20 protein-coding genes are annotated in these 23,236 nt (G+C 72.2%); 8 read left to right on the plus strand and 12 right to left on the minus strand.

The features are described from left to right. The first annotated feature begins 60 nt into the window (after window positions 1–60). The gene (locus PV796_RS03820) at window positions 61–1,044 is read left to right on the plus strand and encodes an alpha/beta fold hydrolase (protein ID WP_274911427.1); all 984 of its coding nucleotides are present in this window, start codon (window positions 61–63) and stop codon (window positions 1,042–1,044) included. On the opposite strand, the gene PV796_RS03825 is transcribed toward PV796_RS03820, so the two are convergent. Further along, window positions 1,001–2,377 carry a lanthionine synthetase LanC family protein gene (locus tag PV796_RS03825; RefSeq protein WP_274911428.1) on the minus strand — a complete coding sequence of 459 codons (1,377 nt, stop codon included), beginning with the start codon at window positions 2,375–2,377 and terminating at the stop codon, window positions 1,001–1,003. The two genes, PV796_RS03820 and PV796_RS03825, sit on opposite strands and share 44 nt — an antisense overlap. A gap of 555 nt (window positions 2,378–2,932) precedes the next feature. Between PV796_RS03825 and PV796_RS03830 the strand changes: the two genes are divergently transcribed. Beyond that, window positions 2,933–4,801 carry an ABC transporter ATP-binding protein gene (locus PV796_RS03830; protein ID WP_274918855.1) on the plus strand — a complete coding sequence of 623 codons (1,869 nt, stop codon included), beginning with the start codon at window positions 2,933–2,935 and terminating at the stop codon, window positions 4,799–4,801. 357 nt (window positions 4,802–5,158) lie between these two features. On the opposite strand, the gene bla is transcribed toward PV796_RS03830, so the two are convergent. Continuing rightward, on the minus strand, window positions 5,159–6,097 hold the full coding sequence (bla, locus tag PV796_RS03835) for a class A beta-lactamase (protein WP_274911429.1): 939 nt from the start codon (window positions 6,095–6,097) through the stop codon (window positions 5,159–5,161). 153 nt (window positions 6,098–6,250) lie between these two features. On the opposite strand from bla, the gene PV796_RS03840 reads away from it, so the two are divergent. Both PV796_RS03840 and PV796_RS03845 read left to right on the plus strand, forming a co-directional pair. Continuing rightward, window positions 6,251–7,288, plus strand: coding sequence for a LysR family transcriptional regulator (locus PV796_RS03840; protein WP_274911430.1), 1,038 nt, complete (start codon window positions 6,251–6,253; stop codon window positions 7,286–7,288). After that, window positions 7,285–8,220: a serine hydrolase gene (locus tag PV796_RS03845; protein WP_274911431.1), complete on the plus strand. Its 936-nt coding sequence runs from the start codon at window positions 7,285–7,287 to the stop codon at window positions 8,218–8,220. Before PV796_RS03840 ends, PV796_RS03845 begins: the two co-directional genes overlap by 4 nt. A 73-nt stretch (window positions 8,221–8,293) precedes the next feature. Here the strand turns inward: PV796_RS03845 and PV796_RS03850 are convergent, their stop codons facing one another. The 3 genes from PV796_RS03850 to PV796_RS03860 all read right to left on the minus strand — a co-directional run bounded on the left by PV796_RS03850 (window position 8,294) and on the right by PV796_RS03860 (window position 10,192). Then, a complete protein-coding gene (locus PV796_RS03850) occupies window positions 8,294–9,139 on the minus strand; it encodes an LLM class flavin-dependent oxidoreductase (RefSeq protein ID WP_274911432.1) in 846 nt (281 codons plus the stop codon). A gap of 139 nt (window positions 9,140–9,278) precedes the next feature. After that, window positions 9,279–9,509, minus strand: a complete 231-nt coding sequence (locus tag PV796_RS03855) for a hypothetical protein (RefSeq protein ID WP_274911434.1) — start codon at window positions 9,507–9,509, stop codon at window positions 9,279–9,281. A gap of 215 nt (window positions 9,510–9,724) precedes the next feature. Beyond that, window positions 9,725–10,192 carry a MarR family winged helix-turn-helix transcriptional regulator gene (locus PV796_RS03860; protein ID WP_274911435.1) on the minus strand — a complete coding sequence of 156 codons (468 nt, stop codon included), beginning with the start codon at window positions 10,190–10,192 and terminating at the stop codon, window positions 9,725–9,727. Window positions 10,193–10,309: 117 nt separating this feature from the next. Here PV796_RS03860 and PV796_RS03865 point away from each other — a divergent pair, with 117 nt between their 5' ends. Next, window positions 10,310–10,702 carry a nuclear transport factor 2 family protein gene (locus tag PV796_RS03865; protein WP_274911437.1) on the plus strand — a complete coding sequence of 131 codons (393 nt, stop codon included), beginning with the start codon at window positions 10,310–10,312 and terminating at the stop codon, window positions 10,700–10,702. Window positions 10,703–11,035: 333 nt separating this feature from the next. On the opposite strand, the gene PV796_RS03870 is transcribed toward PV796_RS03865, so the two are convergent. The 4 genes from PV796_RS03870 to PV796_RS03885 all read right to left on the minus strand — a co-directional run bounded on the left by PV796_RS03870 (window position 11,036) and on the right by PV796_RS03885 (window position 15,205). After that, window positions 11,036–11,752, minus strand: a complete 717-nt coding sequence (locus PV796_RS03870; RefSeq protein ID WP_274911438.1) for a GntR family transcriptional regulator — start codon at window positions 11,750–11,752, stop codon at window positions 11,036–11,038. A gap of 142 nt (window positions 11,753–11,894) precedes the next feature. After that, window positions 11,895–12,728, minus strand: coding sequence for an alpha/beta fold hydrolase (locus PV796_RS03875; protein ID WP_274911439.1), 834 nt, complete (start codon window positions 12,726–12,728; stop codon window positions 11,895–11,897). A gap of 209 nt (window positions 12,729–12,937) precedes the next feature. Beyond that, complete coding sequence (locus PV796_RS03880) at window positions 12,938–14,062, minus strand: serine hydrolase domain-containing protein (RefSeq protein ID WP_274911440.1); 1,125 nt, start codon at window positions 14,060–14,062, stop codon at window positions 12,938–12,940. 93 nt (window positions 14,063–14,155) lie between these two features. Further along, complete coding sequence (locus PV796_RS03885; RefSeq protein ID WP_274911441.1) at window positions 14,156–15,205, minus strand: alpha/beta hydrolase; 1,050 nt, start codon at window positions 15,203–15,205, stop codon at window positions 14,156–14,158. Window positions 15,206–15,493: 288 nt separating this feature from the next. Here PV796_RS03885 and PV796_RS03890 point away from each other — a divergent pair, with 288 nt between their 5' ends. Continuing rightward, window positions 15,494–16,651: a hypothetical protein gene (locus PV796_RS03890; protein ID WP_274911442.1), complete on the plus strand. Its 1,158-nt coding sequence runs from the start codon at window positions 15,494–15,496 to the stop codon at window positions 16,649–16,651. Between the two features lie 51 nt (window positions 16,652–16,702). Here the strand turns inward: PV796_RS03890 and PV796_RS03895 are convergent, their stop codons facing one another. Next, a complete protein-coding gene (locus PV796_RS03895) occupies window positions 16,703–17,830 on the minus strand; it encodes an NADH:flavin oxidoreductase (protein ID WP_274911443.1) in 1,128 nt (375 codons plus the stop codon). A 291-nt stretch (window positions 17,831–18,121) separates the two neighbouring features. On the opposite strand from PV796_RS03895, the gene PV796_RS03900 reads away from it, so the two are divergent. Next, window positions 18,122–19,993, plus strand: coding sequence for a transketolase (locus PV796_RS03900; RefSeq protein WP_274911444.1), 1,872 nt, complete (start codon window positions 18,122–18,124; stop codon window positions 19,991–19,993). Between the two features lie 115 nt (window positions 19,994–20,108). On the opposite strand, the gene PV796_RS03905 is transcribed toward PV796_RS03900, so the two are convergent. Next, complete coding sequence (locus PV796_RS03905; RefSeq protein ID WP_274911446.1) at window positions 20,109–21,404, minus strand: C2 family cysteine protease; 1,296 nt, start codon at window positions 21,402–21,404, stop codon at window positions 20,109–20,111. 404 nt (window positions 21,405–21,808) lie between these two features. Here PV796_RS03905 and PV796_RS03910 point away from each other — a divergent pair, with 404 nt between their 5' ends. Next, window positions 21,809–22,735, plus strand: coding sequence for a VOC family protein (locus PV796_RS03910; RefSeq protein ID WP_274911447.1), 927 nt, complete (start codon window positions 21,809–21,811; stop codon window positions 22,733–22,735). Between the two features lie 63 nt (window positions 22,736–22,798). On the opposite strand, the gene PV796_RS03915 is transcribed toward PV796_RS03910, so the two are convergent. Further along, window positions 22,799–23,236: a VOC family protein gene (locus tag PV796_RS03915; protein WP_274911448.1), complete on the minus strand. Its 438-nt coding sequence runs from the start codon at window positions 23,234–23,236 to the stop codon at window positions 22,799–22,801.

The following is a 23,236-nucleotide window of genomic DNA, read 5'->3' on the forward strand; positions in this document are numbered from 1 at the left end:
GCGATCGGGGTGCCGTCCGTCGGACGATCGCCGCCGGACGAACCGCACACGGGAGGACCCATGTCACAGACACCCACCGCCGACCTCACCCACCGCCTGGTGTCCACCCCCGCCGGCCGGACCCACCTGGTGGAACAGGGAACCGGACCATTGGTCATCCTCGTGCACGGGTTCCCGGAGTCCTGGTACTCCTGGCGCCACCAACTCCCCGCCCTGGCCGCGGCCGGCTACCGCGCGGTGGCCATCGACGTCCGCGGCTACGGGCGCTCCTCCCGGCCCGCGGCGGTGGACGCGTACCGGATGCTCGATCTGGTCGCGGACAGCGCCGCGGTGGTGGACGCCCTGGGCGAGCGGACCGCGGCGATCGTCGGCCACGACTGGGGCGCCAACATCGCCGCGACCGCCGCGCTGGTCAGGCCCGAGGTCTTCCACGCGGTCGGCCTGCTCAGCGTGCCCTACGCCCCGCGCGGCGGACCGCGCCCCAGCGAGGTCTTCGAACGGCTCGGCGGCGAGGAGGAGTTCTACGTCTCCTACTTCCAGCAGCCGGGCCGCGCCGAGTCCGAGATCGAGCCCGATGTGCGCGGCTGGCTCGCGGGCCTCTACGCCGCGCTGTCCGGCGACACCATGCCGGCGCCGGGCGCGCCCGACCCCCACTTCGTGAGCCCCGGGGGAAGGATGCGCGACCGCTTCCCGACCGATCGACTGCCGTCCTGGCTGGACGAGGCCGAACTCGACGCCTACGCCGCCGAGTTCGAGCGGACCGGCCTGACCGGAGCCCTGAACCGCTACCGCAACATGGACCGCGACTGGGAGGAACTGGCCGCCTACGACGGCGCCCCGATCACCCAACCGTCGCTCTTCGTCGGCGGCGGCGCGGACGCCTCCACCACCTGGCTGGCCGACGCCATCGAGGCGTTCCCCACCACGATGCCCGGCCTGATGTCATCGCACGTCCTCGACGGCTGCGGCCACTGGATCCAACAGGAACGCCCGGAGGAGCTCAACCGGATCCTGCTCGACTGGCTGGCCCGCCTGCCCGCCTGACGCCTGCCTGGCGGACGGCCGCACCCGCCCGCGGTGCCTGGCCGGGCAACGTCCGGTTCCACCCTGCCTGGCTCACCGCCGGCTGGTCCGGCCAGGTCACCGCGTAAGCCGGATCACCGCCGCGGCTGATCCGGACGAAGCGCAGCAGTTCGCGCACGATGCCGGCGTTGCCAGCCGCCCAACCGGTCCTGGGTTCAAGGGAGTTCGGGGTGGACCGGGGGTCGAGGTTCGACCACCGGACGCCGTCCGCGTCCCGGGTCGCGCGGGAGACGAGGTCCGTGACCAGTCGGCGCGCGAAGTGCGGGCGGTCACCCTGCTCCACCATCCGGTCGCAGGCCAACGCCAGGACGCCGGCGGTGCCGCAGCACCGACCGTTGTTGTCCCAGAAGCCGGGCCGCAGCCGGCGCGGCAGGCCGGAGTGGGTGAGGGTGTGCCAGCAGCGGTCGGCCAGGCCCTGCCAGCCGGTCTCGTCGAGCGCGTCCCGGAGCAGCCGGAAGACCTGGGCGTCGCCGGCCGGGCCGTGGCACCAGCCGTAGCTGTAGCGTTCGATGAGCTCGTGGCGTTGCCGCGGATCGGAGTGCGGGACGAGGAAGCCGGCCGGGCCGGCGTCGTTGCGCGCTACGACGCCGGCCATGCCCTCCCGCGCCAGCTCGATCATGTCGGTGCGGCCGGCGACCCGGCCGATGCGGACCAGCGCGTAGGCGATGCCGAGCGTGCCGTGTGACATGTGGTGGTACCGCCAGGACCACCCCGTGCGCGACTCCCACTGCACACCGGCCGCGTTCCCCGAACTCCGTTCGGCCGTGCGCAGATAGGGCTCCACCGCGAGCACGGCCAGGTCGAGGTCGCCGGCCGCGAGCGCGCCCAGGCCGATGCCGGCGTTGCCGCCGATCAGATCGAACCAGTCACCCCAGCGCGTCCCGTCGAACCGGGCGCGCACCGACGCAAGCGCCCGATCCGCGGCACCGGCGGCGTCCGGAGCGCCCAGTTCGTCATCGACCGCCCGCAACACGAACGCCAGCCCCGCCAGCCCGCCGTACAGGGAGCTGTTCGCGCAGTCCTCCACCGCGGCGGACACGCTGCGGGCGGCGCGCAGGGCGGCGTCACCGTAGCGGTCGTCGCCGAAGTGCCGCCGCGCTTCCAGGAGTACGGGAACAATTCCGGCCGTGCCGCCGTAGAGGGCGGGGTCGGGCTCGTCCCCGGAAGGGGTGCCGGCCCAGGCCAGTCCGTCGCCGTCGACCTGCCGCGCGCACCGCAACAACCACCGCAGGGCATCCGCCGCCAACGCCTCGGCCTCGTCCACCGCTGCCCGCGCCCCGCCCGCCGCCGTCATGTCCCCACTCTGGCACGCGACACGGAACCCGCCCAGACGGCGAACGCGCCGAGACCCGAACGGCGAACGCCGGCGTTTCGGCCATGGACGCCCCCGCAGCGACCCGCTGCCCGTAAGGGTCGATGCACCCGGAACGAACGTCTTTTCGCTTCCTTGTGGGGCTCGCACCGCGTCCGAAATACGTGAGTTCGAAATTCCCGGTCCACTCGTTGGGCATACCGACACCCCCCAACTCCCGCGACCGGAGGCCGCCGTGTACCCGCTCCCCCCTTGTGCGACCACTCCTCTACCTGCCGCCTCGGATCAGCACGCGCCCTGCCAGGGCCGAGGCACCGTTCCTCCGCGCACCCATCGCGCCGCCGGCGCGTTCCGCTCGGCACTGCCGGATACGGGGTGGTCGGCATGAGCGAACCCACCGACCCGTCCACCGGCAACGTCCCCAAGCCGCGCACCACTTCGCCGCCGTCGAGCCCCGCCAACGGCGCGTCAGGCAACCGACCTCATGTCGCCGCTCCGCCCAACACCGCTGCGGTGACGGCAGGTTCGGGGGCGGAGATGCGGTACGTGGACCTGACCGGCAGTCGGGAGGCGGCCGGCCGCGCCATCCGGATGAGCGACATGGCCAAACGGCTACCGCAGTTGGTGCGCCGGTCGTTGGCGCTCGCCTGGCGGGTCGACCGCGCGGCGACCGTCGGGCTGCTGCTGTGCCAAGGAGCCACCGGTGTGATGCAGGCCCTGGGACTGGTCGCGATCAGCGGCACCCTGACCGCGCTGTTGACCAGCGGGGACATCTACCAACGACTGCTGCATGCCTGGCCGTCGGTGGTCCTCCTCGCCGGTGCTGCCGGAGTGCGTGCGCTGTTGGGGATCACCGTCACCTGGCTCTCCTCCCGGCTCGGCCCGCTGATGTCGCGCGAGGCCGAGCAGATGCTGCTCACCGGCTGCGCGGAGGTGGAGCTGTCCGCCTACGACGAGCCCGACTTCAACCGCGACCGGGAGGCCGCCGACCGCGGGGCGCAGGTCACCGGGGACCTGATCAACGAGGGGCAGGACCTGATCGCCTCGGCGGCGTCGTTCCTCGCCGGGGCGGTCGTGCTGGCCGGGGTGCACTGGGCGCTGCTGCCGCTCCTGGTGGCGGCCAGTCTGCCGCAGGCCGTGGCGCAGGTCAGCGCCGCGCGGGTGCGGTACCTGGCCAACCTGCGCAGCAACGGCGATGCCCGCATGCTGTCGGTGCTGCGGTGGCACATCTTCACGCGGGAGGCCGCCGACCAGATCCGTGCCGGCACCATGGCCGGCTTCCTGTCCGACCGGTACCGGCAGACGGTCGCCCGGATCAACCGCGAGGACCGGGCCGCGGCCGACAAGAGCGCCCGCATGTCCCTGACCGGCTCGCTCTGCGGCGGCCTGGGATCGGCCCTGGTGTGGGCGGCAGTTGTGTGGCTGCTCGCGACCGGGCACATCAGCGTAGGGCACGCGGGGACGGCGGTCTTCGCCCTCCAGACGGTGGGACAGTCGGTCCGCGGACTGGTCGCCATCGGGGCACGTGCCGTGCGCACGGGCCTGTACATGGATGACTGGAGCGGCTTCTTGGACAAGGCGGGCGGGTTCCGCATGTCCCGCGGCGCGGTCCGGCCCCGGCCGCCACGGGAGATCGAGCTCAGGGCCGTCTCCCACCGCTACGCCGGCAAGGGCCGCGACGCGCTGTCCGGCGTCTCGCTCACCCTGCGCCGGGGCGAGGTCACCGCCCTGGTCGGCTTCAACGGATCGGGCAAGTCAACGCTGTCGAAGCTGGCCAGCGGTCTGTACTTGCCGACAGAAGGTCAGGTGCTGTGGGACGGCGTCCCCACCGGCGACGCCGACCCGCAGGCCCTGTGGCAACAAGTCGCCCTGGTGCCACAGGACTACGCGCACTGGCCGCTGACGGTCCGGGAGAACATCACCCTCGGGCAGCCCTCGCCCCGCGGCGACGTCGCGGTGCGCGAGGCGTGCGCGGCCGCCGGAGCCGACGAGGTCGTCGACAAGCTGGGAGCCGGCCTGGACACCCTCCTGGCCCGCGAGTGGCTCAACGGGGAGGAGCTCAGTGGCGGCCAGTGGCAACGCATCGCCCTCGGGCGGGCGTTCTTCCGCCAGGCAGGCTTGTTGGTACTGGACGAGCCGACCGCCAACCTGGACCCCCGGGCCGAGTACCGCATCTTCCAACGGCTGCGGGACCTGGCGCAGGACCGCGTGGTGCTGCTGGTGACCCACCGCATCACCAACGTGGCCGTGGCCGACCGGATCGTGGTCCTCGACGAGGGCAACGTCGTGCAGGAGGGCACCTACCAGCAACTCGCCCACGAACCTGGCCTGTTCCAGCAACTGCTGTCGTACCAGGTCACATCCGGCACCGACGAAGGCACCGACACCAAGGAGCTCTCCCCGTGACCGAGACCCGTACGCCAAACCGGGCGCCCCGCCCCGCCCGCGGCTCGCCTTCCGCGCACTCAACGCCCCACCGAGTCCACGGCTGGGGCGAAGAGGAGCACCGCCAGGCAAGACTGGCGGCCCACCTCGCCCACACTCACTGGGGCATCCCGCACGCCGCCCGCTCGGCGATCGCGGAACTGCCCGCGGGCGGTTGCCACATGTAGCACCGTGGCATGCGCGACGCCCGTCGCGGGTAGGGCGGGCTGCCAGGCGGGCGCGCGCACGTCACCGCTCGCCGCCCCGCCACCCACCGCATCCGGCGGGTGGCGGGGCGGGCCGCGGCCGTCAGCAGGGTTCGTGTGCAGGGCCGGGGCGCTACTCGCCCGGGGCGAGGGTTCGGGCGAGGATGCGCGCCGCGTCGGCGATCAGCCCGTCGCTCGGCGGTGCGTCCTGAGTGGTCTTCGACGTCAGCACGATCAGCACCAGGGGCGTCCGCTTCGTCGTCCAGACTACGCCGATGTCGTTGGCGACCCCGTAGGAGCCGGTGCCCGTCTTGTCCGCGACGACCCAGCCGTCCGGCACTCCGGCGCGGATCCGCTCGTCGCCGGTGGTGTTGCCCTTCAACCAGCCGATGAACCGGTCGCGTTGGGCGTCGTTCAGGGCCCGGCCCACGGCCAGGCGCGCGAAGCCGTTGCCGTACGCCTCCGGTGTGGTGGTGTCGCGGAGGTCGCCGGGAATGGCGGTGTTGAGCTCGGGTTCCCAACGGTCCAGGCGGCTCGTCGGGTCGCCCAGCGAGCGGAAGAACCGGGTGAGGCCGGGCGGGCCGCCGAGTTGGCGGAGCAGGAGGTTGCCGGCCGCGTTGTCGCTGTACCGGATCGTTGCCGCGCACAGGTCGCCGACCGTCATGCCGGTGTCGACGTGCTGTTCGGTGATCGGGGAGTGCGGCAGGATGTCGGCCGGCGGGTAGTGGATCATCTTGTCCAACGGGGCGCAGTGGCCGTGATCGCGCAGCACCGCCGCCGCGGCGAACGCCTTGAACGTCGAGCACATGGCGAACCGCTCCTGCGCCCGGTGGGACACGGCCTGTCCGGTGCTGATGTTGCGGGCGTACACGCCCAGGCGTGCGCCGTACTTGCGCTCAAGCGCACGCAATTCGCGGGTGGTGCCTGGCAGTTGACTGCCTGGTGCGGTGGTTGCCGAGGCGGCCGTCGCGGGTGCGGCGGAGGCGGTGGCGGTGGTGGCGAGGACGGCGGCGGACGCCGCGAGGCCGGCCTTGAGGAGGCCGCGGCGGGGCAGAGGGGTGGCGTTGGACATGCGCAGAGTTCTCCCGTGATCGTCGTCGTCAGGCGGGCCGGCCCGGCGAGCGTGCCCGGACCGACTGTGACGGGAGTCAGCGAAACAGTCACCCACCGCTCATGTCCAAGAGTGAATATTGAACGCCTCAGAACATATTGATATGACTGCTGGATGGACCTGCTCGCACACCTTGAGGCGTATGTGGCGGCCGTCGACGAGGCCAGCTTCTCGCGCGCGGCCGACCGGCTCGGCATCGCCCAACCGCTCCTGAGCCGTCGCATCAAGACGTTGGAGACCCACTTCGGCGACCTGCTGTTCGACCGCTCGCGGCGGCAGGTCGCCGTCACCGACTTCGGCCTGCTCCTGCTGCCGTACGCCAAGGACGTGCTGGACCGGGCGCAACGACTGCAGCAGGTCGCCCGGTCGGCCACGCGGTCGGCGATCCGCGCGGTCGGCGTGCCCGCGGACTGCGGACCGGCGGCCCTGGCGCGGGTCATCCGCGCCGGCACCGAGCACGACCTTCCGCTCGGTGTCCACGAACTCCCGCCGGACGAGCGGGTGTCGGGCCTGGCCGACGGGACCCTGGCGTACGCGCTGTTGCGGGTTCCCCCGGGGAACGCGGCCCTTCGGGTGCCGCTCGGCCTGGCCTCCGCACCGCCGTCGGATGCGTCGTCGGGTGCGTCTTCGGGTGCCTTGGCGGGGCCCATCCCCGGCCAGGCAGCGGCTGGGGTTCAGGCCCGTCGGCGGGTGATCCACCTGGAGGACCTGCGCCCCGCGCGCGACCGTCGCGCTGCGGGCGAACGACCGGCCTCGGTGCCGATCCTCACCACGGCGGAGGATCACGTCCCCTACCTACGGGACCGGTTGGGTCGGGCGGCCGCGCGGGCCGGGCTGCCGGAGGGGTTGATCCGCCCGGCCGGATCGCTGGCGACCGCGCTGGCCGAGACGCTCGCCGGGCGGGCGACGCTGCTGTGCACCGAACCGTTCGCGCGTCAACACGGCGCGGAGTGGGCGCCGTTGGGCGATGCGTCGCTGCACCGCGGCTACGATCCGGGGGCCGCACGGCGGCGGGCGGATGCCGCCGAGGTGCCCGGCTGGCTGGTCGCGCAGTTGGCGGACGCGGTCGGCGCCGCGCCGCCCGGCCCGGCCGGGGTGCGCACCACGGCGGTGGGCGAGCACGCCCCGGCGCTCCTGGCGGCGCGCGGATGAGCGCCGACGCGGTGGAGCGGGCGGCGTGCGTCGCCAGCGGTGGTTGGCTCCGCGACGTCGCCGAGGCGATCGCCGCGGACTGGGAAAGCCTGGGCGTCCGCGGGTCGTTCCTGGCCCGGGACATCGACACCGGCGCGCATCTCGGCTTCGACGTCGACGCGCCGGTGCCGCTCGCCTCGGTGGTCAAGGTGCCGCTGGCCCTGGTGGCCCTGGACCGGATCGCGACCGGGGAACTCGACGCGGCCCGGCCGCTCACCATCGATCCGACCACCAGCAGCGTCGGGCCCACCGGCCTGGCGGCGTTCCGGCACCCGGTCACCGCGGCCGTCGGCGACCTGTTGTTCATGATGCTGTCGGTGAGCGACAGCGCCAGCGCCGACGCGTTGTTCGGGCTGGTGCCGGTGGCGGACGTCGACGCCCGGCTGCGTGCCTGGGGGTGTGCGGACATCCATGTCCGGCACCGGCTCAACCGCATGTACGAGTGCGCCGCCGGCGCCGCCGGCAACGACTTCTCCCTCGCCCTGGAACTGGCCATCCGCGACGACCGCTCGGGCCACCACACCATCGAGACCCTCGATCCGGCCCACGCCAACCTGGGCACCGCCACGGCCCTCGCCGACCTGCTGCAACGCGTATGGCGGGACGAGATCGCGCACCCCGACGCGACCGCCGAACTGCGCCGGATGATGGGCCTTCAGGTCTTCACCCAGCGCCTGTCGAGCGAGCTGCGCACGGACACCCTCCACGTCAGCGGCAAGACGGGGACATTCCTCCATCTGCGGCACGAGATCGGCGTGGTGGAGGCCGAGTCCGGCCACCGGGTCGCGATGGTCGCGCTCACCCGCTCCGATCGCCGGGCCAGCCTGGCTCCGGACATCGACCTGGCCATCGGGGCCGCGGCACGGGACGCCTTCGAAGCGCTACGTCACTGACCGGCGCGGCGCCGCTGAAAGGCACGACGTCCGTCGACGGGCGCTACGCCGCTGAGCCGCCGATTGCCACGGCTCACCAACCCACCGCGTCCGCCAGCAGCTCCACCTGTTCCAGGCCGCCGCCGTGCGGGAAGAGGATGAGTTCGTCGCAGCCCGACTCGGCATAGGCGGCGACCTCGTTGGCCACCGCCTCGGGACTGGCCAGGCCCGCCTCGATGCTCTCCGTGGTGAAGGTGCCCGAGGTGTAGTAGCTGGTAAGGCTGTCGTGGAGGCGTTGCGGCGCGTCCAGGCCCAGTGCGAAGTGGGCGGTCCCCACCAGGCGGGGTGCGCCCGCCCGACCCGCGTCCCGCCATGCCTGTCGGACCGCCGGGACGAGGGAGCGGAATTTCTCCACGCCCTGCGCCCCGCCGATCCAGCCCTGGCCGTGGGTGACCATGCGCCGCAGGGTGGGTCGGGTGAACCCGCCGAACAGCAGGGGTGGGCCGCCTGGCGTGCTCGGCCGCGGTCCGATGTCCCCGCCGTCCTGCCACTGCCGGGTGGCCGTTTCCAACAGGGCGTCGAAGAGCCTGCCGCGGCGTGGGAAGTCGACGCCGCCCGTGCGGTAGTCGTCCTCCCGGGCGCCCGGCGCCAGGCCCAACACCAGCCGGCCGCCGGACAATCGGTCCAGCGTGGCGGCGGACTTGGCGAACAGCGCGTGGTTTGCGCGCTGCGGGGCGAGCAGGATGGTGGTGATCAGGCGCACGCGGGTGGTGGCTCCGGCGGCGACGGCCAGTGCGGTCAGCGGCTCGTAGTTGTCGTAGACCAGGCGGTCGGTGGAGCCGAGCGAGGCGAAGCCGCGTTCCTCGGCGCGCCGGGCCCAGTCCACGATGGACAGGCCCGGGTCGGAGCGCAGAACGGGGAGTCCGATGCCGATGTCCATGGTGCCGCGCTCCTCCCGGGCCGGGGCCGAACGCCCCCACCCCGTCATGAGTGGAACGGGCCGCCCGCCTGCCGGTACGCGGCCCGTGACGCCTACGGTCGATCGCCCTCACGCTACCCGGCGGGCGGGCGCGGGCGCGTCAGGCCGGCGCCCCTGGCCGTCCGTCCGGCCCACGGTCGAGAAGGCGTCCGATCCGCTCCGCGACGCTCTCCGGCCGCTCGGCCTGGATGAACTGTCCCGAGTCGGCCTCCTCGAAGCGGCCGTCCAACACCCCGTCCGCCCAACGCCGTTGGCGTCCGGCCGGCTCGGCAGGGTGCCGCTGGCCCGTCCCGGCACGGACCCGGTCCCGGGCCCGGTCTCCTACCGCCAAGGCACGATCTGGCTCAACTCAGCCCGGACGAACTCTCCGCAACCATCGGCAGGTACGGATCGGTGAACTCCCGCTCAGCGTTGCCCAGTTGCACGCGAATCACCCATGACGGTCCACCGGTTCAGGCTCGACCGCGAGGCTGAACCCCGCAGAGCGACCAAGCGGTTCGTCGAGTCGGGTGCGGGTTTCGCGGGTGCGCCAGGCGGAGGTGACGGTCAGTCGGCCTCGCGCGTGTTGCCGGGAGTGAAGGGGCCCTCGTCGACGAATCGTCGCAGCCAACGGGCGAAGGTGCGGGCATCCTCGCGAGGCCAGGAGGCGAGCGAGTCCTCGATGCGGGAGGCCAGTCGTTGCCTGGTGGTGCGCACGGCACCGTGGCCCGCGTCGGTGAGAGCGAGCAGGGTCGCGCGGCCGTCCGCGGGGTCCGGTTCGCGGCGCAGTAGGCCGGCTTGCTCCAACCGGTCGGCCCGCCGGGTGACGGTGGTGCGGTCGAGTCCGATCTCGCGGCCGAGGTCGGCGGCGCTACAGGCACCGGCGCGAGCCAGACCGCTGAGCACCGGGTAGGTGAAGTCGTCGACCGCCTCTCCCAGGCCCTCGGTCAGTCGTGCGTAGAGGTGGTCGCGGGTGCTCCGCCGTAGGAGCAGTCCCAGCGCGTCGGCGATCTCATTTCCGGTTCCGTTCGTCACCCCTCCAGATTAGCGTGCGCGGAGCACGCTTCTTGCGCTACTGTAGATGCGTGCTTCAGGCACGCATTACGTGTTCGGCACATCGCGTCGACCGCCACAACAACCAAAGGAAGACCCATGTCTCGCACCGACATCAGCACGGCTCTCACGGATCTGCTCTTCACCCCGGGGCTGAGCCTGGAGGCGGCAGCCGACCGCCACTTCGCCCCTGACTACCGTCAGCGCACCGACGGCCGGTGGGACGATCGGCAGGAGTTCCTGGCGCACATCTCCCACCTGCGCCAGGTCGTGGCGGGCGGCTCGGTCCAGGTGCACGACGAACTCACAGCCGGGGACCGGTACGCCGATCGGCACACGGTGAACGTCACCAAGAACGACGGAGCCACCGTTCGCATGGAGGTCTACCTCTTCGCGGAGTTCGCGCCCGACGGGCGCTTCCGCCGGATCGAGGAGACCACGCTCATGCTCGAAGGCGCCGGGGACGACCGCAATCTCGGCAGTGCTCGCTGAGCAGCCACCACGAAGCCGGGCAGCGCGGTCACGGCCCGGCAGGACCACGCCTCGCGCGGTCAACGCCCACGGCAAGACCCCCGCCAGTTACCTCGCGGCCCTTCGTGGCGCGGCCTGGTCCGATAGGCCGCGTTAGGTGACGCGAGCGCAACTGACGCATCCGGAGCGGGAGTTCATCGGGCCGTACCTGTCGATCGGCGGGTACGGCCCGTGTCCCGAGCGACTGCGGCAGCAGTTCGAGGGCGTGCTCCGGCGGTTCATGGTGGGGGGGTGTCGACGGAGTTCGGTGCCTGGTCGACGGTCCACCACCACGTCCGGCAGTGGAGAGACACCTCATCGGGAGATGGTGATGCTGGCCTCGGCGATCGACGGGCTGGCAGTGAGCGCGTCGATGATCTGCTGCTGAGAGGTTCGCGTGCGGTCGTCCATGGCGGCTCGGGCCAGGACCGGATCACGGTCACGGACCGCTTCCCAGACCGCACGTCGTTGATGCGCGGCTGATGCCGAGAACGGAAGCGATCCCAAGGTGATCCGCAGCACGCGTTCCAACTCGTCGAAGACCTGGATGACCGACCGGGCCAGCCTGTCGTTACCGCAGTTGTCGGCGATGATCGCATCAAACTCGAGAACGGCGCGGAGGAATGCCTCGATGCTCTCCGAATCGCCTGGCTCGTAGGACTGGCCGAGAAGTTCTTCCATGCGGGCGAGGTCATCCTGCGGGCAGCCGCGCTCCGCCGCGAGGGCGGCGGCCTCGGTCTCCAGAAGCCGGCGGAAGGCGCACAGTTCACGCGCCCCCTTCAAGGTCACAGGCAGGATCCGGTATCCCGAGCGCGGGAGCGCTTCGACCAGTCCGTCGCGCTGCAGCCGGGTCAGCGCCTCTCTCACCGGCATGATGCCGGTGTCGGTCAACCGCGTCAGATCCGTCTTGGTGACATGGGCGCCGGGCGCCAGGTCGAGCTCGATGATCCGCCGCTTGATCGCGAGATATGCGCGCTCGGTGGCGCTCAGGCTGGGGTGGTCCGTGCTGAGGATGGCGGGCAGGTACTTCACGCACCCATCCTAGAGACTTGGTATCCCAGTGAGACGTTCGTGGATCTCAGGTGGTGGGTGCAGGTCTTCTCGCCGGACCTCGCGGGGGCGCAGTCGAACCCGTCGGCCCGAGCGTGGCGAAACAGGGGGTCAGGGCAGACGATCAGTCCACCGTTGCCGTCAACGGCTTCACGAAGGTGTCTGCGACCCGCGCAACCCACTCCGGATTCTCAAGCGGCGGGTAATGCCCGATGTCAGGCACCCTCAACAACTGCGCCGCCGGGCCCAGTTCGGCGACCGTGTCATCGACCAACTCATCCTGCACGAAGAAGTCGTCGGTGCCCTGCACGAGCAGGACCGGGCACCGCACATCGCCGAGTCGGCCGCGCAGATCGTGGGAGGCCCATGCCTGGCCGTCGAACTGACCGGCCTGCTGGGAGGTGCTGCGCTGAAGCCACCTCAACTCGGTTTCCTGCTCGGCGGTCAGCATCTTGCTCGCCGAGGTCACCGCCGCATACTCAAGGTGATCCGTCCAGCCCGCATCGGGCGCACTGGTCCGACCTGCCAGCAACGCGGCAGCCTCGGCCGACAGCGGTGTCCACGACGCTGCCTGCATCGCGATGACGCCTCGATAGCTCTCTCCGTGGTGCGCGACGAGATCCAGTGCCGTCAGACCTCCGACGGAGACGCCGAGCACAAAGGGGGAGGTTCCAGGCAGCACGGCGCGCACAAACGCGTGCACGAACTCGGCGTGGTCGTGGATCGAGGTCCCCGGCTGCCACTGTGCCGGGTAGGAACGGCAGTGCCCGGGAAGATCGGGCGCGATCGCGCGGTATCCGCGTTCGGCGAGCAACGGCAGAAGGTGTCGGTAGATCCGGGAGTCCGTGGCCCCCGGGTGAATGCACACGATCGGGACGCCTTCGCCGGCCTCGTCGAAGTAGGTGCGCGCACCGTTGACCGCGACATAGCGGCCCGTGATCGGTTCGAAGAGCGTCATCGCTGCACTCCTTGATGGTCGTAGCGGGGATTTTCGGCCGCATGGCAGCGGCTCACTGCCAGCATTAAGACATCTAAGATCCCCGTAGAGCAAACTGAGATCTCAGTGTGCCCAGTCTGCAACTCCTCGCCTCGTGCGGCTGTGGCGCCCGGCGGAGCTGCCGCCCGAGGGGCCGGGCCGCCCTCAGCGCCCCGGCCCGTAGGCCAACGTCAGCGGTGCTCGCAGAGGGCCGCGGACGCCGCGGCGGTCATCTTCTCGATCGCCGCCTGGGCGTTGAGTTGGACCATCGAGTTGGTCATCACCGCCACGTGCCGGCCGTCGGGGGTGGCCGCGGAGAACGACAGGTAGCCGGGCACGCCACCGTTGTGTCCGAAGGCCACCCCGCCGCAGGGCAGGGGCAGTCGGTCCAGTCCCAGGCCGTACGGGGCGTGGGCGCCCGGGGTCTCCATCTGCGCCAGGCTGGCCCGGGAGAGGAGCTTGCCGTCGACGAGTGCCTGGAAGAAGGTGGCCATGTCCCGCTCGGTGGAGGTCATCGCGCCCGCGCTGTGGAAGAGCGACGGCTCCAGGGTGGTGGTGGCGTCCTGCCAGTAGAAGAACGGCCCGACGCGGATGCCGCGGTAGCCGTGTACGTAGGGGTCGGCCAGGGTGCGGTCGCCTGGTTCGGGGAAGCGGGTGTCGGTCAGGCCGAGCGGTTCGATGATCCGGCTCCTGATCGCCTGGCCCACCGGCGTGCCGGTGATCTTCTCGATGAGCATGCCGAGGATCTGGAAGTTGGTGTTGCTGTACTGGAAGGAGGTGCCCGGCGGGAAGGCCGGGCGATGGCTCAGTCCGTCGCGCACCAGCGCGGCCAGGGTGTAGGTGCCGTCCGGATTGGCCCGGGGGTTGGGGACGTTGGTCGGGATGCCGCTGGTGTGTTGGAGGAGTTGGCGGACGGTGATGGTGTTGCCGTCGTAGCCGTTGCCGTCGACCACGCCGGGCAGGTACCGCTCGATCGCCGTGTCGAGATCGACCTTGCCGTCGTCCACCAGTTGCAACACCGCGACGGCGGTGAAGGTCTTGGTCTGGCTGCCGACGCGGTAGTGGTCGGTGGGCTGGACGGGCCGGTTGGCGTCGGTGGTGCCGGTGCCCGCGGTGAGACTCCAGGAGCCGGACGGGTCCCCGGCGTAGAGTCCGGCACCCGGGCCGCCGATTGCCTGGAGGGCGTTGAGCGATGCCTGGGCGGCCTGGTGTCCGCCGTCGGTCGCGGCCTGTGCGGGGGACGGCAGGAACAGGGCGGTCGTGGCGAGCACACTGAGCGCGGCCGCAAGTCTCCCCTTGCCTAAGTTTCCAGCCATGGAAGCTCCTTAATGGATTTACGGGTGTACACGCAGCAATGACCGGCATCCTCGTGTATCCGGGGGTGCCCTGTTGAGGGGGGCTTCGGCCAACTACGGGGACGTGCGTGGCCCGTTGGCGTCGGAGGGGGTGAGGAGGCGGCGGAGCCAGCGGGTGCGGGCGTGCTGGGCGTCCCGACTGAGGGCCGCCCCTGGGGCGAGGGTGTCGTAGCCGTGGCAGGCTCCGGGCCAGACATGCAGTTCGGCCTGGCCACCGGCCCGCCAGAGGGCGTTGGCGTAGGCCACGCCCTCGTCCCGGAAGGTCTCGGCCGATCCGACCTCGATGTAGGTCGGGGGCAGCCCGGACAGGTCGGTGGCGCGGGCGGGCGCGGCGTAGGGCGGGAGGTCAGCGGCGCCGTACCGGTCGCCCAACAGTGCCTGCCAGGCGGTGGCGTTGGAGGTGCGGTCCCACAGATCGGTTCCGGCCATCTGGTGACTGGAGTAGGTGGCGTTGCGGTCGTCGAGCATCGGGCAGACGAGGAGCTGGCCGAGCGGTGTGGGGCCGCCCCGGTCGCGGGTGAGCAGGGCGAGCGCCGCGGCCAGTCCGCCACCGGCGCTCTTGCCGCCGACGATGATGCGGTGGGCGTCGATGCCCAGGCGCGTCGCGTGCGAGGCGGCCCAGGCAAGTCCCGCGTAGCAGTCCTCCACCGGTCCGGGGTACCGCGTCTGCGGCGCCAACCTGTACTCGACGGAGAGGACGGCCAGTTCGAGCGGGAGCGCCACGTTGCGCAACAGCCGTGGGAGGACGGACCAGGCGTTGCCGCTGATCATTCCGCCGCCGTGCATGTAGTACAGCGCCGGCAGCGGACCGGCGATCCCGGCGGGCCGCGCGCTGACCAGTGTGAGGTCCGGGTCGCCCGGCGCTCCCGGCACGCGCAGCTCCGCCACCTCGAAGCGGCCGTCGGCCCGGAGGTCCCGGACGGTCGGCCTGGGGCGGGCCGCGGCGTCCTGCCGCTGCCTGGCGGCGAGGTTCTCCGGGGTGACCGGAGCCCTCACCCGGTCACCCAACTCCGCCAGCACGGCGCTCAGTTCGGGGTCGAGCGGCGGTGCCGCGCCGGTGGGCTGCTGGGAACGGGGCGCCAAGGGCGCGTCATCAACCGTCATGGCCTGCCGTCCGGGAGCGCTCGCGCGATGTTCATGTCGCGTAGTCAACCACCCGTCGGGCGGCGGCGACCGCCGCTCGGCGAAGGTCGCGGAGGGAGGAAGGTCACAGGTGGGGGCCTTGAACGCGGCCGGGTCCAGCGGTCGTTGAGGGGTGGTGTCGGCGAGCGGCGCCCTCACTGCCGTGGCGGGTACGGGTCGGCATCGGTCGTGATCCGTATGTGATCGGCGTCCCGTAATGTCCCTCTGGGCAATGTTCAAGACATACGCGAACAACGCGGGGGCCAGTTCATGACGTATCGACGTACGGCGATACCGGCGGTGGCCGGTGGGCTACTGCTCACGGCGCTGTTGTGGTGGGCGGGGGCGAGCGTGCACGCGTTGGAACTGCCAGGCACCACCCGTGTGCTCGACGGCCAGACCGTCGCGGAACTCCGGAGCTGGCTCCTGCCCTGGGCGTACGACCCGCTCGGCGCGGCTCGGTTCGGCAGCGCGATGGTGGGTGGGGACGCGGTCGGGACCGACGGTGCGAGCTATACGGCGCTGGAGGCGACCGGGCAGCAGATCCGGTTCGGCGCGGTCCTGGTCTTCTTCTCGTCGGGGGCGCTGTTCCTGCTCCGCAGGCTGCCGCCGGAGCGCGGTCGGATGCCGGCGGCGCTGTTGGCGTTGTGGGCCTGGGGCCTGGCGGCCGGAACGCTGGCGGTGACGGTGTCCGCGCCGTGGTGGATCGCCTCAGGGGGCCGCGGCAGTTTCCGTTTCCTGCCGCACCTGGCGGGGGTGATCGCCTCCGGGCGGGAGGTTCTGGTGGGGACCGCGCTGGTCGTCGCGGTGGCGACCGTCCTCGTGGCGCGGCTGACGGTCAACGGGGCCGGTCCGTTGCCGCGGGAGGTCGTTCCGACGCGCGCCGCGCGCCTGTCAGCGACCGTCGGGACCGCGGTGGTCGCGGTGGCCGTGCTGGTCGTCTCCCGGCTGTCGGTCGCCGCCGCGCTCCAGTCGGTTTCGCCGAGCGTCGGGGTGTTGTCGGAACCGGGCGATCTGCTGCGCCAGTGGCTGCTGTTCGGCGCGTGGTCGGGGCCGGGCAACGCGGCGTTCGGTGCCTGGCTGTTGGACCGCGGGGCGGACGTGCTGCTGCTCGTCGTGGTGTGGTGGGCGCTGCGGCGGCTACCCGGGCTGCTCACCCGGGCCACCGTGCCGGCGATGGCGATGGGTGGGGTCTGCGCGACCGTGCTCGGGCTGCTGGCGGGCGAGTTGCTGCGGATGGTCCGCGGCGCGGTGGAGTTGCCCGGCGATCCGCTGCGCCTCCTGAGCGGCTTCGCCGCGGGTGTCCCGGCCGCGCTGGTCTGGGGACTGGTGGCGGGCGTTGCGGCCGCGGTGACGCTGCGGGTGGTGAGGGGCCGCGCGGAGGTCGCCGGCGCCGCGCCGGACGGCCCGGAGCCCACCCACCCGTAGGGCCGTGGGGCGCCGCCCGGTTGGCGCGACGCCCCGGTCAGCCCGTACGCCTCAGCTCAGCGTCTTGAGCGCGGCCACGTCGTAGGGCTTGAGCTCCGCGAAGCGGTCGGCCAGGATCTTGGCGGCCCACTCCGGGTCCTGGAGGAGGGCCCGGCCGACGGCGACCAGGTCGAACTCGTCGCGCTCCAGGCGGTCGAGGAGGTTGTCGATGCCCTGGACCGGGGCCCCGTCGCCCTGGAAGGAGCGGAGGAAGTCGCCGTCGAGGCCGACCGAGCCGACGGTGATGGTGGGCCGGCCGGTGAGCTTCTTGGTCCAGCCCGCGAGGTTGAGGTCCGAGCCCTCGAACTCGGGGAGCCAGTAGCGGCGGGTGGAGGCGTGGAAGGCGTCGACGCCGGCGGCGGCCAGCGGGGTCAGGATCGCCTCCAACTCCTCCGGGGTGTCGGCCAGCTTGGCGTCGTAGACCTCCTGCTTCCACTGCGAGTAGCGGAAGATCACCGGGAAGTCGGGCGAGACGGACTCGCGGACCGCGGCCACGATCTCGGCCGCGAACTTCGTGCGGGCCACCGGGTCGCCGCCGTAGGCGTCGGTGCGGCGGTTGGTGCCGGCCCAGAGGAACTGGTCGATGAGGTAGCCGTGGGCGCCGTGCAGTTCGATGCCGTCGAAGCCGATGCGCTCGGCGGCCGCGGCGGCCTCGGCGAAGGCGCCGATGACGTCGTCCAGGTCGCGCTGGGTCATCGCCTTGCCGGCGCCCTCGGTGCCGTCGACGCGGAGGCCGGAGGGGCTGACGGAGGGGGCGGCGGCGAAGGGCGGCTCGCCCTCCTTGCGGACCGTGCCGATGTGCCAGAGTTGCGGCACGATCGTGCCGCCCGCCTCGTGGACGGCCTGGACGACCTTCGCCCAGCCGGCGAGCTGCTCGTCGCCGTGGAAGCGCGGCACCCGGTCGCTGTTCCCGGCCGACTCGTGGCCGACGTAGGTCCCCTCGGTGATGATCAGTCCCACGCCCGCGGCGGCGCGGCGGGCGTAGTACGACCGCACGTCCTCGCCGGCGATGCCGTCCGGGGAGAACATGCGCGTCATCGGCGCCATCGCGATGCGGTTCGGGACGGTCAGGCCGTTGAGCGCGACGGGGCGGGACAGGATCTCGGCCGCGCGGGAGGCGGGGGACGCGGGGACGGTCACGGGGACTCCTCGTGGATACCAGTCAATAAGGGTGCACGCATGGGTTGCGTGTAGAAGCCAACCTGACTGGCGGCCCGGGCATTCCGACCGCCCGGAGCACCCCGATGTGATCCTGACCACGCGCCCGGGCGGGACGGTCGCCGCCGCGTTCGAACGCATCGCCCACGGCCGCCACACTCCCCATTACCGGACAAATGGGCGGATAGCCTTCCCGGCGGTGCTCGGCCAGCCAGAGAACCGGCGGCCCCACCCGGCGCCCCAACCCACCGTCCACGAAAGGCCCCCACCATCATGACCGCAGCGCAGACCATCACGCTCGGGCCCGAAAGCGACCTGCCCCAGGTCTTCGAACTCGCGCAGCAACTGCGCGTGGACTCGGTGCGCGCCAGCACCGCGGCGGGTTCCGGGCACCCCACGTCGAGCCTGTCCGCGGCCGATCTGATGGCGGTCCTGATGACCCGCCACCTGCACTACGACTGGGACGCGCCCGACAACCCCGCCGGCGACCACCTGGTCTTCTCCAAGGGACACGCCTCTCCCCTGCTGTACGCGATGTTCAAGGCGGTCGGCGCGGTCAGCGACGAGGAGTTGATGACGACCTACCGCCGCTTCGACCACCGCCTCCAGGGCCACCCCACCCCCGTGCTGCCCTGGGTGGACGTGGCCACCGGCTCGCTGGGCCAGGGCATCGGCTACGGCGTCGGCATCGCGCTGGCCGGGCGGGACCTGGACAAGCAGCCCTACCGGGTGTGGGTGCTGTGCGGGGACAGCGAGATGGCCGAGGGGTCGGTGTGGGAGGCCCTCGACAAGGCCGGCCACAACGAGCTCACCAACTTCACCGTCGTCATCGACGTCAACCGCCTGGGACAGCGCGGCCCCACCGAGTTGGAGTGGGACACCGCCGCCTACGCCCGCCGCGTCGAGGCGTTCGGCTGCCGCGCGCTCGTGATCGACGGGCATGACCTGCCGGCGATCGACGAGGCGCTGACCACTGCCGCCGACGGCCGGGCGCCCACCGTCATCATCGCCAGGACCGTCAAGGGCCGCGGCGTCTCCGAGGTGGCCGACAAGGAGGGTTGGCACGGCAAGGCACTGCCCGAGGACCTGGCCGACCGGGCCGTCGCCGAACTGGGCGGCGTCCGGCACCTGCGCGTGCGCGGCCCCCAGCCGCCCGCCGCCGCGCCCGTCCCCGTCCCGGACGCCGGCCCAGTGGAACTGCCCCGCTTCGACGTCGGCGACAAGGTCGCCACCCGCGTCGCCTTCGGGCACGCCCTGGCCGCCCTCGGCGCCCGCCCCGATGTCGTCGCCCTGGACGCCGAGGTCGGCAACTCCACGCACGCCGAGGACTTCGAAAAGGTCCACCCCGAGCGGTACTTCCAGACCTACATCGCCGAACAGCAGATGATCGCCAGTGCCGTCGGCATGGCCGTCCGCGGCTACCGCCCCTACGCCACCACCTTCGCCGCCTTCCTCACCCGCGCCCACGACTTCATCCGCATGGCCGCCGTCTCCCAGATCACCATGGCGCTGTGCGGAACCCACTGCGGCGTCGAGATCGGCGCCGACGGGCCCTCCCAAATGGGCCTGGAGGACCTGTCGATGATGCGCGCCGTGCACGGCTCCACCGTCCTCTACCCCAGCGACGCCAACTCCGCGGCCGCCCTGACCGCCGCCATGGCCGAGCTCGACGGCATCTCCTACCTGCGCGCCACCCGCGGCGGCTACCCCGTCCTCTACGACGGCGACGAAGCCTTCCCGGTCGGCGGTTCCAAGACCCTGCGCGAGGGCGAGCACGACCAAGTCACCCTGATCGGCGCCGGCGTGACCCTGCACGAATGCCTGGCGGCCGCCGAACACCTCGCCGGCGACGGCATCCAGGCCCGCGTCATCGACCTGTACTCGATCAAGCCGCTCGACGTCGCCGCCCTCGCCCGGGCCGCCCAGGACACCGGCGCGCTCGTCGTCGTCGAGGACCACCACCCCGAGGGCGGCGTCGGAGAGGCCGTGCTGTCGGCGCTCGCCTCCAGCGGCAACCATCCGGCCTTCACCCACCTCGCCGTCACCAACCTCCCGGGCTCCGGCACCACCGGCGAACTCCTCGACGCGGCCGGCATTTCCCGGTCCCACATCGTCCAGGCGGCCCGCGCGCTGATCCAGCGTTAGCGGCGTCGTCCGGCGGTGGGGCCGGGGTGCCTGGCGAAGCGGCGGACCGCGCACCCGATCGGGAGGGCGGTCCGCCGGGCGGGCGGTCGGCTCCGGTGCGGGCGCCCGGCGGGGGTCACCAGGTGTCGACGGCGTTGATGAGCGCCACGTGGGAGCCGACCTCCGGCAGCGTCAGCCAGCACTCCCACATCTGCCTGGTGGCACCGTCGCCCCACGGGTTTCCCAGACAGATCCGGCCGCCCGTCGGGTCCGCGTCCTTGATGAAGTAGGCGTGGTTGGCGGCCAGTCGACCGCCGGCGATCTGGTCGCGGTCGCTGGTGCCGTAGGTGGCGGCGACGAGTGCCTGGCCGCGCGCCTTCCGGTCGGCGATCTCCCGGGCGAGCCAGGGCGAGGCGAGGTCCAGTTCCTGTACCTGGCGGCCGGTGAGCGTGGCGAGCGCGACGTCGACGGGGCCGCCCCGGGCGATGTCGGGATAGTTGCCGAACAGTTGGGCGGCGGCCTTCTCGAAGTAGCCCGGCCAGGTCTCCGCGTAACGGGCGTCCGCGGTATGGCCCTTGGCGCCCCAGAGGCCACCGTGGCCGTACGGCAGGTCCGGCACCACGGTGAGGGCGACCGAGCTGCCCTGGTCGTAGAGGGTGACGGTGACGGTGCCGTTGGCCTCCAGGCAGAGGTGGCGCGGGGCGTACTGCGGGTTGGCCTGGAGCACGGCCTGCATGCTGGTCAACAGCCAGCAGGTGCCGAAGCGGCCCTGGTCCATGTCCTGCCAGGACATCGCCTCGGTCGCGGCCGAGACCCACTGCCAGTTCTCGGTGACGTAGGCGCCGTCCACCTGCGCGAACGGGCCCTCCGGCAGGACCCAACCGTGGTCCGCGCAGTCACACCCGGCGTCGTAGTCGGGTTGACTGCACGGCATGCCGGTGCCGATCAGCATCGCGGCGTACGGGCTGACCGAGCGCAGCAGCCAGGTGAAGAGCTCCTGCTGGCGCCGCCAGTCATAGGCGGGCCGGCCGTGCTCGTCCTCGACGTGGGCGAGGGAGTCCCAACGGTCCAGGCCCTGGGTGCCGAACCGGCGGATGACCAGGTCGAGTTCGGTGGGCGGCAGGGGCACCAGCAGGTTGCCGACCTGGTCGAGCAGTGAACGGGCGCCGTAGCGTTGTTCGTCGGCGAACAGCGCGTTCCATGCCTGGCGGCCGATCTCGTCGGCGCGCTGGTGGTTGGGGAGCGGGCCGGGCGGCTGCCAGGGCAGTTCGACCACCGGGTGGCCGCCCTGGACGTAGTGGAGCCGGTCCCGGCCGACGCTGTCGCTGATCCCGTGCACCGCGTCCACGGCGCTCATCAGCTCGCGACCGCCGGGGATGAACGGCGCGGCCAGGTCGGCGACCTGGCGCCAGTTGTTGCGGTGGTATCCCATGTGTACTCCCCCGTACGTCCGCCACCCGACCGACGAGCGTACGCGGCGGAGGCGGCGGTTCGGTACCCGGCCCCTGGCGTTCGGCCGGCCCGCATCCGTTGCCGGCGGAACCACCGCGTGCGGTCACCCGGCCCGCCGCGCAGGAGGAGACGGTTCATCACCTCGGCGGCCAGTCAGGCGAGTTGGCGGACGGTCTCCAGATGGACGCGTTCTCCGGCCGCCGCGCGATTCGCCGCGCCGGTGTCGGCGAGGCCCCCTTTACCCGCGCCGCCGCCGATGTGAGGCTGGATGACAACCCGTAGCACCGGCCGGCCCGAGGCGTGGGCTCGGCGGCGCGATCGGGGCAGCCGCGGGACGCGTCGGCCCGCACGGCCTGACCAGCCGCACCTGTAGGAGGAGTGCGCATGGCACTGCACCGTCTGATCTCCGTCACCATGGGGGTCCCCAACGTCGCCGAGACGGCCGCCTACTACGCCGAGTTCGGCCTCTCCCCCGAGGGCGACGGCTGGTTCGCCACCCGGGATGCCGGCCGCCAGTTGCGCATCGTGCCGGCGCCGACCCGGCGCCTCGTCGAGGTCCGGATCGGCGCGGACACCCCCGACGACCTGGCCTCGGCCGCCTCCCGGCTGCGCCGCCTGGGCATCGCCAGTCACGCCGAGGGCGCCACCCTGACCGCCCACGACGCGGCGACCGGCCTGCGCGCCGTCCTTGAGGTCACCGGGCGACTGGCACAGCCGCCCGTGCCGGCCACCGGCTACAACGGCCCCGGCCGCGACGAGCGCCTCGGCACCCGAGCCCCCGCCGTGCGGCGCACCGGCCCGGTCCGGCCGCGCAAACTGGGCCATGCGGTCCTCGGCACCGCCGACTTCGACGGCACGACCGCGTTCTTCCGTGACGGGCTCGGCCTCAAGGCGTCGGACTACCTCAAGGACCGCGGGGTGTTCCTGCGCTGCTCCACCGACCACCACAACATCCTCGTGCTGGCCGCCCCGGTCGCCTTCCTGCACCACACCTCCTGGCAGGTCGACGACCTCGACGAGGTCGGCCGGGGCGCCGCCGCGCTGTTGGCGGACCACCCCGAACGGCATGTCTGGGGCATGGGCCGGCACTACGCCGGTTCCAACTTCTTCTGGTACCTCAAAGACCCGGCCGGCAACTTCAGCGAGTTCTACTCCGACATGGACTGCATCGTCGACGACCAGCTGTGGACGCCCGAAGTCCTGGAGGGGGCCAAGGGGTTGCTGACGTGGGGGCCACCGCCCCCACCGTCCTTCCTCGCCCCCGACGACCTCGCCGCCCTGATGACGGGAACGCACGGCCCGACGGGGTGACTTGACGGGGCGTCGCACCAAGACAGCGGCCCCACGGGTGACTGGGCGGGACGACCCACCGGTTCAGAGGACCGGCTGTCCGATGCCCAGCATGTTCCCCTCGCTGTCGCGGAACCAGGCACCGCGCTCGCCCCGCGCCCCCTTGCTCGGGTAGTTCCCCTCGACCTCGGCGATGCCGTCCCGCGTGCGCCCGCCGCCCAGCATCCCGGGCAGCTCGACGTCCTCGAACACCACCCCGCGCCGCCCGAGTTCGGACACCACGCGGTCGAGGTCGTCGACCTCCCAACTCATCTGGGTGAAGGTGCCGGGGGACGCGCCGGCCGAGCGGAACACCACGAACTCCGTCCCGCCGCAGCGGTAGAGCAGCCCACCGGGCCGTTCGTCGACGGGCTCCAGTCCGAGCCGCTCGGAGTAGAAGCGCCGCGCCCGCGCCAGATCCTGTGCCGGAAGCCTGGTCGCCACGCGCCCCTGGGCCAACGTCTGCCTGTCGTCTGCACTCAT

This window comes from Streptomyces sp. WZ-12 (assembly GCF_028898845.1).
GTDB lineage: Bacteria > Actinomycetota > Actinomycetes > Streptomycetales > Streptomycetaceae > Streptomyces.

What these genes read in the sequence shown, in the direction of transcription:
- PV796_RS03820 (WP_274911427.1), top strand. Translation starts at nt 61, where the DNA reads ATGTCACAGACACCCACCGCCGACCTCACCCACCGCCTGGTGTCCACC.
- PV796_RS03825 (WP_274911428.1), bottom strand. Translation starts at nt 2,377, where the DNA reads ATGACGGCGGCGGGCGGGGCGCGGGCAGCGGTGGACGAGGCCGAGGCG.
- PV796_RS03830 (WP_274918855.1), top strand. Translation starts at nt 2,933, where the DNA reads ATGCGGTACGTGGACCTGACCGGCAGTCGGGAGGCGGCCGGCCGCGCC.
- bla (WP_274911429.1), bottom strand. Translation starts at nt 6,097, where the DNA reads ATGTCCAACGCCACCCCTCTGCCCCGCCGCGGCCTCCTCAAGGCCGGC.
- PV796_RS03840 (WP_274911430.1), top strand. Translation starts at nt 6,251, where the DNA reads ATGGACCTGCTCGCACACCTTGAGGCGTATGTGGCGGCCGTCGACGAG.
- PV796_RS03845 (WP_274911431.1), top strand. Translation starts at nt 7,285, where the DNA reads ATGAGCGCCGACGCGGTGGAGCGGGCGGCGTGCGTCGCCAGCGGTGGT.
- PV796_RS03850 (WP_274911432.1), bottom strand. Translation starts at nt 9,139, where the DNA reads ATGGACATCGGCATCGGACTCCCCGTTCTGCGCTCCGACCCGGGCCTG.
- PV796_RS03865 (WP_274911437.1), top strand. Translation starts at nt 10,310, where the DNA reads ATGTCTCGCACCGACATCAGCACGGCTCTCACGGATCTGCTCTTCACC.
- PV796_RS03875 (WP_274911439.1), bottom strand. Translation starts at nt 12,728, where the DNA reads ATGACGCTCTTCGAACCGATCACGGGCCGCTATGTCGCGGTCAACGGT.
- PV796_RS03880 (WP_274911440.1), bottom strand. Translation starts at nt 14,062, where the DNA reads ATGGCTGGAAACTTAGGCAAGGGGAGACTTGCGGCCGCGCTCAGTGTG.
- PV796_RS03885 (WP_274911441.1), bottom strand. Translation starts at nt 15,205, where the DNA reads ATGACGGTTGATGACGCGCCCTTGGCGCCCCGTTCCCAGCAGCCCACC.
- PV796_RS03890 (WP_274911442.1), top strand. Translation starts at nt 15,494, where the DNA reads ATGACGTATCGACGTACGGCGATACCGGCGGTGGCCGGTGGGCTACTG.
- PV796_RS03900 (WP_274911444.1), top strand. Translation starts at nt 18,122, where the DNA reads ATGACCGCAGCGCAGACCATCACGCTCGGGCCCGAAAGCGACCTGCCC.
- PV796_RS03905 (WP_274911446.1), bottom strand. Translation starts at nt 21,404, where the DNA reads ATGGGATACCACCGCAACAACTGGCGCCAGGTCGCCGACCTGGCCGCG.
- PV796_RS03910 (WP_274911447.1), top strand. Translation starts at nt 21,809, where the DNA reads ATGGCACTGCACCGTCTGATCTCCGTCACCATGGGGGTCCCCAACGTC.
- PV796_RS03915 (WP_274911448.1), bottom strand. Translation starts at nt 23,236, where the DNA reads ATGAGTGCAGACGACAGGCAGACGTTGGCCCAGGGGCGCGTGGCGACC.